Annotated in this window: 9 protein-coding genes and 1 pseudogene; 5 read left to right on the plus strand and 5 right to left on the minus strand. The window is 73.3% G+C overall.

The features are described from left to right. Positions 1 to 425 (minus strand): annotated as a pseudogene (locus tag Cph01nite_RS18590) (hypothetical protein); the annotation flags it as partial. 131 nt (positions 426 to 556) lie between these two features. After that, entirely contained in the window at positions 557 to 934 is a 378-nt protein-coding gene (locus Cph01nite_RS18595) for a hypothetical protein (protein WP_203676499.1), read from the minus strand. 388 nt (positions 935 to 1322) lie between these two features. Here Cph01nite_RS18595 and Cph01nite_RS18600 point away from each other — a divergent pair, with 388 nt between their 5' ends. Next, positions 1323 to 1928, plus strand: a complete 606-nt coding sequence (locus Cph01nite_RS18600) for a nuclease-related domain-containing protein (RefSeq protein ID WP_203676501.1) — start codon at positions 1323 to 1325, stop codon at positions 1926 to 1928. A gap of 51 nt (positions 1929 to 1979) precedes the next feature. Beyond that, positions 1980 to 3158: a DUF429 domain-containing protein gene (locus Cph01nite_RS18605; RefSeq protein WP_203676502.1), complete on the plus strand. Its 1179-nt coding sequence runs from the start codon at positions 1980 to 1982 to the stop codon at positions 3156 to 3158. A gap of 7 nt (positions 3159 to 3165) precedes the next feature. On the opposite strand, the gene Cph01nite_RS18610 is transcribed toward Cph01nite_RS18605, so the two are convergent. Then, positions 3166 to 3879 (minus strand): hypothetical protein, encoded by a 714-nt coding sequence (locus tag Cph01nite_RS18610; protein WP_203676503.1) that lies wholly within the window; start codon positions 3877 to 3879, stop codon positions 3166 to 3168. A gap of 190 nt (positions 3880 to 4069) precedes the next feature. Between Cph01nite_RS18610 and Cph01nite_RS18615 the strand changes: the two genes are divergently transcribed. The 3 genes from Cph01nite_RS18615 (at position 4070) to Cph01nite_RS18625 (ending at position 7424) form a co-directional block, all read left to right on the plus strand. Further along, positions 4070 to 4534: a GNAT family N-acetyltransferase gene (locus Cph01nite_RS18615; protein WP_239069362.1), complete on the plus strand. Its 465-nt coding sequence runs from the start codon at positions 4070 to 4072 to the stop codon at positions 4532 to 4534. Positions 4535 to 4602: 68 nt separating this feature from the next. Continuing rightward, a complete protein-coding gene (locus Cph01nite_RS18620) occupies positions 4603 to 6723 on the plus strand; it encodes a hypothetical protein (protein WP_203676505.1) in 2121 nt (706 codons plus the stop codon). Positions 6724 to 6905: 182 nt separating this feature from the next. After that, positions 6906 to 7424, plus strand: coding sequence for a hypothetical protein (locus tag Cph01nite_RS18625; protein ID WP_203676506.1), 519 nt, complete (start codon positions 6906 to 6908; stop codon positions 7422 to 7424). A gap of 53 nt (positions 7425 to 7477) precedes the next feature. On the opposite strand, the gene Cph01nite_RS18630 is transcribed toward Cph01nite_RS18625, so the two are convergent. Together Cph01nite_RS18630 and Cph01nite_RS18635 are read right to left on the minus strand one after the other, a co-directional pair. Then, positions 7478 to 8683, minus strand: a complete 1206-nt coding sequence (locus tag Cph01nite_RS18630; RefSeq protein ID WP_203676507.1) for a hypothetical protein — start codon at positions 8681 to 8683, stop codon at positions 7478 to 7480. After that, positions 8683 to 9552 (minus strand): type IV toxin-antitoxin system AbiEi family antitoxin, encoded by an 870-nt coding sequence (locus tag Cph01nite_RS18635; protein ID WP_203676509.1) that lies wholly within the window; start codon positions 9550 to 9552, stop codon positions 8683 to 8685. Before Cph01nite_RS18635 ends, Cph01nite_RS18630 begins: the two co-directional genes overlap by 1 nt. Positions 9553 to 10153: the final 601 nt, after the last annotated feature.

A 10153-nucleotide genomic window follows, 5' to 3' on the forward strand; every position in this document is an offset into this window, starting at 1 on the left:
GGGGCGGGGTCGGTGGACACGATGGTCTCGATGTTGATCAGGACCCACCCGCGGTCCGGCTGCAGGGTCAAGGTCGGGGCCGGGAGGGGGAGGCTGCGGAAGTCCTCCTGCGTCATGACCGGGAGGATGTCGACGCCGCAGCCGCCGTTGTCCACCAGTCCCCATGCGCCCTCTGGCCAGGGATCCGTCGGTTGGGTTCGTTGACGCATCCACAGCGGTTCGAGCGGCGTGTCCTCGCCGCAGTTGTTGACCCCGGCGGCACCCTCGGCCGGCGGGCACGGGCCGTTGAGGGGCGTGGTGGGGACCGCGTTCGACACGTTGCACCGCGGCGCGCGACGGTACTGCTTGAGCTCGTAGGCAGACGTTCCTCGGAGGGACTCGTGCGCTTGCTGCTCGGTGTGCCCGTCTCTGACGTTGAGGCGCACCGCATCCTTCTCCTCGGTGACATGACCCGAGTACGTCGGAGGCGTGTTCCGCGCCCCGCTCCCCGCTCCAGGAGTGGCGACGAGGAACGCGGTGAGCACGAGCGACGAGACCGCTGCCGCGCGACCCGTGATCACTGGTCGAGCGGGGTGACGTCGACTGCGAGCATGCGCCACCCGTCGGCCCACGCGATGGCGAAGTGGAACTCGTACGTCGAGGTGGCGCCGCTGTCCGCCTCCTGAGGCTGCTCGACGACCAGCGTCGCCGTGTACCGGGAACCGTCAGTGATCGTCGTGCCCGACGAGGAGACGACTCGCGTCGTGCTCGTGTCGAAGATCAGTGGGCTGGGCAGCGCCTCGACGTCCGAGAGGACTGAGCTGCAGAACCTGCACTCCGGGTCCGACATCGCGCGCCACTCGGTGAGGTCGAGACTTGCGTGGACGTGATTGTAGAGATCGACCACGAAGTACTCGGCGGCCGCGACGGCCCCCACCTCGTCGTTGGTCGCCATCGCCTCCGGACGCGTCGGGGGCTGCCGCGCGTCGGGGGTCGGGCTCGGTGTTGGTGTCGGGCTGGGCGACGGTGACGCGGTGGCCGTCGGGTTTGGCTCGGTGCCCTCGTCGTCGGTGCATCCCGCGACAGCCAGTGCCAGTGCGAGCGCCAGCGCAGGTGCTGCCAGTCGGCGTCGGGCTGTTCGACGTGTGGGCATGCCGGGAAAGTACCGGTTCCGCACATCGCGTGGTGGTGTTTGCCCCGCTCTGTGGACAGCTGCCCTGTGCTCGTCGTCCCGAACGGGTGCACCGGGCGTGCTGCCGCTCGCGCACACGGGTGCACGTGGTTGACCCGTGGCGCGGACCTGTCGATGCCTCCAGCGGACGTTCACCGCAGGAGGTCTCGTCGTGCCGCGTACCCACCCCGAGCAGCCCGTGTCCCGTGAGGACGACGGGGCGCTGCAGCGCGTGCGGCAGGCGCTGCGCGGCCACCTGCCGGCCCGGGCGGACGTGCTGACGGGCGTCGTGCTGCAGGACGGTGCGACGACGCTCGAGGTCGACCTGCTCGTGGTGTGGCCGGGCGTGGGCCTGGCCGTGATCGAGGTCGCCGGCGGGCACGTCTCCTGCCTGGACGGGGCGTGGTGGCAGGGGTCGGGTGCGGGGCGGCGGCGCATCGACCCCGTGGGGCGGGTGCGGTCGACGACGCGCACGCTGCTGGGACTGCTCGAGCGCGACGGCCTGGCGGCCGCACGGTCCGCGACGGGGCAGCTGGTCGCGGTGCCGCACGTGTACGTCCCGGCGACGTGGGACGCCCCCGAGGCGCCGCGCGGCACGCTGCTGGACCGGGCGCAGCTCACCGACGGCGGGCCTGCCGTGCACGCGGTGCGCCGGGCGATCACGAACCACGGCGGTGGATTCCCCCCGCTCGACGACGCCGCGGCGGCCGCGCTCGTCGACTGGGCGGCGGGCCGGGTGCCGACGGCGACGGCCGTGGCGGCCGACGCGCGCGGCTGACCGCTCCGCACGTCAGCACCGACCGCCCCGTCCGGCGGCACACTGGGTGCCATGGTGCGGTACGTCGGCCTGGACCTCGCGTGGGGCACGACCGCCCGCACCGGCGTCGCCGTGCTCGACGAGGACGGTCGCCTGGTCCACTCGTCGGCCGTCGTGACCGATGCCGAGATCGACGCGCTCGTCGAGCAGCACGCCGGCGGGCACGACGTCGCCGTGGCGATCGACGCGCCGCTCGTCGTGCCGAACCTCACCGGGCAGCGCGAGGCGGAGCGGCTGGTGACCCGGCACTTCGGCAGGTTCGACGCCGGCGCGCACCCGTCGAGCAGGTCGCGGCCGCACTTCGACCCGCCGCGCGCCGAGGTCCTCGCCGCCCGCCACGGCTGGCACGTGGACCCGGCCGTGCAGCCCGGGCCGGGGGTGTCGGTGGCGATCGAGGTGTACCCGCACCCGGCGATGGTCGTGCTGTTCGGGCTCGGCCGGGTGCTGCCGTACAAGGGCAAGGCGCGGCGCGGGTTCGACGTGCGGCACGCCGCGTGGCTGCAGCTGCTGGACCACGTCGAGCGGGTCGCCGGGCCGACGCTCGGGCTGGCCGGCAACGCCCGGTGGGCGCAGGTGCGCCAGGAGGTCCGCGGCGCGCAGCGGGCGGCCGTCCTCGAGCGGCTCGAGGACGAGGTCGACGCGATCGTCTGCGCGTACCTCGCCTGGTTGTGGGCGACCGAGCGGGAGCGGATGGTCGTGCTCGGGAGCGTCGGCGACGGGTACGTCGTGGTGCCCGGGCTGCCGACGGGGGAACCGACCCCGCGACCGGTGACCGGCAAGGTGTCGAAGAACGGTGCCGTCGCGCGTCGTCAGGGAGAACGGGCACCGACCGCGGTGCCCCCCGCGACCCGGAGGTCCGCCATGCGCTACCTGCTGTCCGTCATCGACGACGCCACCGGCACCGCGACACCCGAGGAGGTCGCCGCGATCGACGCGTTCAACGCACGCCTCGAGGCCGACGGGCACTGGGTGCTCGCCGGTGGCCTGGTGGCACCGCGCGACGCCGTCGTCGTCGACGACCGCGACGGCCGCGGCCTGCGGACCGACGGGCCGTTCGCCGAGACCACCGAGTACCTCGCGGGGTTCTGGGTGCTCGACGCCCCCGACCGCGAGACGGCCCTCGCGCTGGCCGCCGACGCGTCGCGCGCGTGCCGGCGCCGGGTGGAGCTGCGGGCGTTCCTCGGCGGGTGAGCGGGCGTCAGGCCGGGTCGTGCGGTGGCGCGTCCGGCCACGCCGCAGGTGGCGGCCCGAGCGCCCCCAGGGCGGCGTGGACCACCAGCTGCGCCATGATCGCGCTGCCGCCGGCACCGACGACCGCCCCGAACCCGGCGGGCACGACGCCGGGGACCGGCAGCCGCGGGCCACGCTGCGTCGAGGTGACCATGTGGGGCACGACGACGGTCTCGGCCCACCCCAGCGACCGGACGGGCACGACGTCGCGGAACCGTCGCGACCACGACGGCGGGAGCTGGTCCGCGACGACCTCCGGCCCCCGCGGGGTGTCGCCGCCCACCACCACCAGACGCAGCAGCCGGCGACGCCGGTCGAGGTCGTCGGGCGGGATGCCGTAGACCTCGCACAGGGCGAGCACGTACAGCGTCGCGGCGGAGGTGAAAGCACCCGCACCGGCGACGCCGGCGGCCAGCTCGGTGGGCAGGCTGGGGCCGCGAGCCCCCGCGACCGCACCCGACGTCGCGCCGGCCGCTGCCGCCGACGTCGCGAACTGGCGCCCCAGGCGCTTCACGACGTCCGCCGGTGTCCGCTCACGCCCGCGGCGTCGTGTGCGAAGTCGTCGCACGTGCGCCGCAGCGACCGGGCGGCCGACCTCCGCGAGCTTCAGCACCGCGGCGTCGAGGCCGCGCCCGGCCGCGTCGTCCACCGCGCGGGCTCCGCGCGCGCCCGTCTCGCCCATGCGCGTCCTCCGTCGGTGCCGGCGCTCCCGGCCTCCCCGGGACATCGGTGCGTGCGGCCTGCGCCTTGAGCGCCCCGGCCGCCGCGCGGTCCAGGGTGCGGACGGGTGGCCGACGGCACCTCGCGGCCGCCGAGGATGCCTCAGGCCCGGTGGGCGGGCCGGGACGGGGGACGTCGTGCAGGTGATCGCGGTGACGGCAGGCAGCGACGAGGCGGTCAGGTCGCAGGTGGGCGAGCTGTTCGTCGCGTACCGCGCGTTCTACGGCCGCCGCGGCGACGAGGACGACGCCCGGGCGTTCCTGCGCCGGCGTCTGGAGCGTGCGGATTCCCTCGTGTGGGCGGCGGTCGACGACGACGGGCAGGCGGTCGCGTTCACGCAGGTGTACCCCGGGCACTCCTCGGTGCGGCTGCGCACGACGTGGACGCTCAACGACCTGTTCGTCTCCCCGCACGCCCGCGGCACCGGGACGGGCGCGGCGCTCGTGCGGCACGTGCTCTCCGAGGCCGTGGCTGCCGGGGCGCACGAGGTGCGGCTGGAGACCCAGCGCGGCAACACGCGGGCGCGGGCGCTGTACGAGCGGCTGGGGTTCGTGCTGGACGGGCGGGACGAGGGCGGGGAGTTCGTGGGGTACGGGTGGGAGCCGGGCTGTGGATGAGCGCGGCGGTGCCCCGCCTCCGGTCGGTACGGTGTGCCCGATTCGTCTGGCTGTCACAGGGGGTGCGCGTGGATCTCGGTGTCCTGGAGCGCACCCCGGAGGCGGGTGACGTCGCCGCTGTCGACGGTTTGGTCGAGGGGTACGTGGCACGCGCGGAGCGGTTCGGAGAGCGGGCGGAGAGCATCCGGTCGGCGGGGGCGGCGCTGGGTGGGGTCGTGGTCGGTGAGTGGTCGCTCGCGCTCGTGGAGCGCGCGTCGCGCCTGGCTGCCGGGCTCGACGACGCCGCCGGTGGGTGCCGCCAGGTCGCGGAGGTCCTGGCGGGGTACGGCGCGGCGCTCCAGGTGGTACGGAGGCAGGTGGCGGAGTGCCGCAAGGTCGTGGCCGCAGCGCGGACCCGGGCGATGGCGGCGCAGGAGCGGTACGCGACGGCAGCGTTGGCCGCCGGCGGCGTTCCGGCGTGGTCGTGGATGGACGTGCCGTCGTTCCCTGTGGTCCCCGCGGCCGCCGACGAGCTGAGGGTGTGGAGCGACGCGGTGGACGCGGTCGTCGACGTGCCGGTCGTACAGGCGCTGGCCGGGAGCGTGAGCGGCGCGCTCGACGGTGCCCAGCGGCGTCTGGTGGTCCGGTGGTTCGTCGAGCTGACCGACCGGCTCGTGGACGATCCGTCGGACGTGGCGTCACGGGAGGTCCTTGCCGGCTTCCTCGAGGCGTGGGGCGATGATCCTGCGATGACAGGGGGTCTGTTCGTCGCGGTGGGCGGGCACGGAACCCTCCGGCTCCTTGGCGCGCTCAGTCGCACGGTGACTCCGGGACGGCCCGTCGACAACCGCGCTGTCGCGGACCTCGCTGCCCAGGTTCGTCGGGGTCTCGCCTCGGCGTCGACCGTCTGGTCGACCGAGGATGCCACGACGTTCGCCGCGCAGGTGGAGAGCGAGATGACCGTCGGCGACGGGTCGGTCAGCCTGGTCGGCTACCTGTTCGCTGACCGGGAGAACGCGCGGATGAGCATGGCGTTCACGGTGGCCATCGCCGATGTTCTCGATCGCATCGAACGCGAGAGCGGGGTGCTCCAGGACGTGGGCCCGCTGGGCTACCTGCTGGCCGAGATCCCCACGCGTGGTGCCGGCGACGCCGTCCGGGACGCGGCCGGGCCGGTCTTCGCGACGCTCGGCACCTATCCCCAGGCGGCGAGGGACTGGTTCACGGGGACGGCGGCGGCGTGGCCGAGCGAGGGCACCGAGTTCGACCTCGACCGCATCAACTACTGGTTCCGGGACAGGGACTGGTCCGTCGCGAACTCCGACGGCTTTGCCGGGATCGCGTCGGCCTGGGCAGGTGCGCAGCACGACGTGACAGACCCAGCTAGCGCCGGGCAGGTCGCCTCACTCAACAGCCGTGTCTTCAAGGCAGTGAGCGGCAATCCCTTGCTGCGTCCGGAACACGTGAGCGAGGCCGGGGCGGAAGCTCTCGCCTCCGCCGCTACCGCACAGCTCCCAGGTCTGATCGAGATGGCGCTCGTACACGATCTCACCGGTAGCTCAGGCGCCTGGCGATCGATGGCGGTGCCTCACATGGGTGAGGTGACGGTGGGGGTCGTGACGCCGACCGAGCTGGGTCGGGTCCTCGTCGCCAGTGCCCAGGGTGAGGGCCGCGTGGTTCTTGAGCGGGCCGTCACGGACTACCAGGCAGGAGCGCTTGCCCAGGCACTCGAGGGTTCGGCGGCGTCGGGCGATGTCCTCCAGCGGCTGGCACTGACGTGGGGTGCGGCCGACGGCGCGACCCAGACCGCTCAGGAGGCCGTCGCGCTCGCTGCGGTAGAGGAGCAGCTCAGGAACGCGAACGCTGCGTTCAAAGCAGCGGATGGCCTCGCGGGGGTCATCCCGATGCCGCCGCACATCGCTCTCGTGGTGGATCTGGGACTCAGCCAGCTTCATGGTCGGGCCGGGCAGGAGATCACGGAGAGCATGGTGGTCGCGGAGTCCCCCGCGGTAGGCAGGCGCGAGTACCTCGACGCCGTGTTCCTCAAGGCGATCGAGACCTTCCAGGAGGCTGGTGTGTGGACCGGAGAAGGGTCGAAGGACGACTCGCACGACGACCGGTGGATGGTCGCGAACCAGTACACCGCGGACTACATGCGCAGCGTCAACTCGATCAGGGGAGACATCGCGTCGCAGGACGTGCGCCGATGATCGTGTCGCGTGTGGATCGTGTGGCGCTCCGACGAGCAGTCTCGGCCGTTGTGCTCCTGACAGCAGGTCTCGGACTGGCGGCTTGCAGTGACGAGGCGCCTGCACCGGCTCCCTCGCCCTCGGTCGTCTGGCCCGACGGGCCGCCGAGCGGCCCCTTCGAGAGTGATCCTTGGGTGCAGGCGGTGCGAGAAGCCGAGACGGCTCTCGCCGTGGCAGTGAACGCGAACGACTTCGGGAGTGCAGCGCTCAACACGCGGCGGACGTACTTCGGTGTCCAGGGGATCGCCCTCGAGGCCGAGGCGCGACTGGCCACCAACAGCGCTTTCGTCTACCTCGGCCCGAGGCCGTTCGAGCCGGTTGCGGTCGTTCCTGCCGCGGAGGGTGGCAAGGTCTCCGTGGCCGGATGTGCGGGCGAGGTGTCGCTGATGGAGCAGCGCCCGTCAGGCCTCCCGAGGACCTTCTCGCCCGTGATGACTTACACGCTGGAGATGGACGAGGACGGTGAGCGTCGGATAGTTGCCGTCGATGCGGGAGAAGTCCCGTTCACCCTCCCGACGGGAGAGCTATTGACGGAGGAACTTTGCCAGGGCGTCGACGTCAAGAGCGGTCGCTTCGAGCCGGCGCCGGACCTCGCGGCCCTGGTGGAGTCAGGGCTCGACGGACTCGTCCCGCCGCCGTCACCCTCGGCGACGTCACCGTGACGCGGCTCGCAGACGAGTCGGTCGCCAGCCGCGTGGGTGCTCCGATGATGCTGTCAGCCCGGGTGTGGCGGGTCCTCGGTCGCGTCGAAGACGGTGAGGCACGCGCGGGCCGCGGCTGGGACGTCCAGGCGGATGGTGAGCGGCTTGTTGGCGACGCCGTCGCGGATGGGTTGCTCCGCGTACGCGCGCATCGGCGCCGACTCCACGTCGATCATCCCGGTCAGGCAGCTCCGGAACGACGCAGCGAGGTACAGGGCTCGGTCCGACGGGAGGGCGCGCCGCGCCGCGGTTCCGGCGGCCTTGGCCAGCAGGAAGCCGCCAAGGCCCCCGTACCGGACGTGGATCTCGGCACTGTCGTTCCGGTGACGGGTGAGCCCCGGCGGTCGACGCAGCGGCGAGCGGTCAGCGGTCGTCGGGTCGGGGTGGCGACGCGGGCGAGCGGTCGAGCTCGGCCAGGCACTGACGTGCCGCTGCTGCCGCGTCGGCCGCGAGCACGTCGATGGGCAGGGGATCACCGTCGGCGACGCGTTGTCCGGCGTAGAGACGGGCGGCGCGTCCGTCGGGATCGGTGAGCTGCGCAGCGCAGCCCGTAGGACGCCGTCGAACTCCTTCTCCCTGCCGGCAGGGAGCGCCGCTCGCGCTGCTCGGGCAGCCGCGCGCGGGCCCCCCGCGGAGTTGTGCCGGACGACGAACGCCAGGTCGTAGGGGTCACGGTCGGCCTGGCGACCGAGGACCGCCGCGGCCTTGGCGAGCAGGTAGGCGCCCAGGTTGGCGAAGGGCACGTCGACCCACGTCGGTGGGTCGTCCCCGGACGTGACGGCCACCCTCCTGATCACGGGGTCCTGAAGCGCCGGAGCGGGGCCGGCCACGTTCATGACGGTCATCCGGGTGCAACCCGGGACGGCGAGCTGCTGGCCGCGGTGGTCGAGCACGTCGGTGAGCAGGTCGATCCGCACGGGGGTGTCGTCGACCGTCGTCACCCACTGCCAGGCCCGCGACTCGCCCACGGGTGCGAAGCCCGTCGCGTCGAGCGCCGACTCCAACCAGCGCAGGTCGAGCTCGTCCCTGTCGTAGACGAACCCGAGCTGCACCACGAGGTCGATGTCAGCCGTGCCCTGATGGGGCGCCTCCGTCACGGGGGCGAGCAGCTCGGGATTGAGGCCACCGATCACGACGAGCCCGTCGGTCCGGCCGTCGAGCCGCGCGACCAGGCGAGCGAGGGCGGCCTCGGCCAGCGCGCGGGTGCGGTGCGTGCGCATCAGAAGCCGATCCGCTGCTCGCGGAGGTGCATCGCGTACTCCTCCGCCCGCACCCCGCCGCGGCGCAGCAGGTCGCCGTAGAGGCGGACGTCGCTCACGAGCGGCACCTCCTCGTCGCGCGCCGCGCGCAGGAGTGGGCTGGTGTACCGGTCGGCCCGCAGGACGCGCACCCGGGCGCCCGTGTCCGTCGGCGTGAGCTCGGCGGCCGCGAGCACGTCACGCAGGTCGAGGTCGAAGACGGTGCCCTCGAGGTACAGGTCGACGGGGTTCGTCGCCGTGGCGAGTGGCGCACGATGCTGCAGGGCGACCAGGCCGGTCACCGCCCAGGAGCCGCGCGGCCAGGCCGGCGCAAGCACGTCGGCGAGCCAGGTGTCGGGCTCGCGGATCAGGGCGTGGGCAGTGACCACGTCGTCCGGTCGTGCCGCGTACCAGGTCGCCCAGCCGTCGAGCAGTGCGCCGCGCTCGACGACGTCCCGGCGGGATGTCGGGCCGCGTCGCGCGCCGGTGCGGGCCGTCCACCCCTGGGCGTCGAAGTAGGTGAGGGCTCTGGAGATGGCTCCGGGGGATGCGCCGACCGCTGCGGCCAGGTCGCTGACGAGGGGGACGAGCGTCTCGCCGGACGTGGCCCGGTGGAGGAGGTGCTCCGCCACCGCGCCGGCAGCCGCGGTGAACCGGGCCCGAGCGGTCTCGGTGGGCGGGGTCAGCGTGGGGATGCGGATGAGGATCGGGCCGGCGGCCAGGTCCAGCCCGCCTGCCTCGTCGGCCCAGGACATGCCGCGCTCAGCCAGGAAGGTGCGGCTGCCGGCGGAGAGGCGGCGGGCGACGACCACGGGGGTGGCGTCCGGGGGTGCCGGAGTCGAGGTGCCCAACGCCTGACGCACATCCGCGGGGAAGCCGTCCCCGGCCCAGATCGGGTGCAGGGGATGCGCCGTGCCGTCGTGGCAGAGCTCGACGCCCGCCGAGGTGGGCCGGGCGTCGAAGCGGCCTCCCGAAGCGCTGCGGAGGGCGCGCAAGAGTGCGTCAGCCGCACGGGACGACGAATTCACAGTTGTTTACTGTAACAGTAAATAAGCGTCGGAGTGGGTTTCGCGCATGTCGTCGGAGCTCGTGGGCTCGGCGGTCCGCGGCCTCACGGTCGTCCACCGCCGTCCCCCGCTCGACGCCCGGGGGCTCCAGCGACGCTCCGCGATGGCATCGGTTTGGTGACGCGCCTCCCACCATCTGTGTCCATGGCCCTGTCCTGCCGGTAGTGGTGGATGTGCCAGTCGACGTAGCGCAGGGCGAGGACGGCAAGACCGACTGAAGGGGAGCCAACCGGCGACGCGGACCTCGGGCTTGCGGACCGGGATGTCGACGCGGTGTGGTCTGTTCAGCAGTCGGGGGGTGTGGGGGTGGCGGTGCAGGGTCCGGAGACGAGGCGGCTGGTGCGTTCTTCGGCGGTGAAGGGCGCGGATGTGGTGGTCGTGAGGG

The sequence above is a fragment of the Cellulomonas phragmiteti genome (assembly GCF_016862775.1).
GTDB classification, from domain to species: domain Bacteria; phylum Actinomycetota; class Actinomycetes; order Actinomycetales; family Cellulomonadaceae; genus Cellulomonas; species Cellulomonas phragmiteti.

Excerpts from the sequence above, each read along its gene's own strand:
- Cph01nite_RS18595 (WP_203676499.1), bottom strand. The coding sequence starts at position 934 with ATGGCGACCAACGACGAGGTGGGGGCCGTCGCGGCCGCCGAGTACTTC.
- Cph01nite_RS18605 (WP_203676502.1), top strand. The coding sequence starts at position 1,980 with ATGGTGCGGTACGTCGGCCTGGACCTCGCGTGGGGCACGACCGCCCGC.
- Cph01nite_RS18610 (WP_203676503.1), bottom strand. The coding sequence starts at position 3,879 with ATGGGCGAGACGGGCGCGCGCGGAGCCCGCGCGGTGGACGACGCGGCC.
- Cph01nite_RS18630 (WP_203676507.1), bottom strand. The coding sequence starts at position 8,683 with ATGCGCACGCACCGCACCCGCGCGCTGGCCGAGGCCGCCCTCGCTCGC.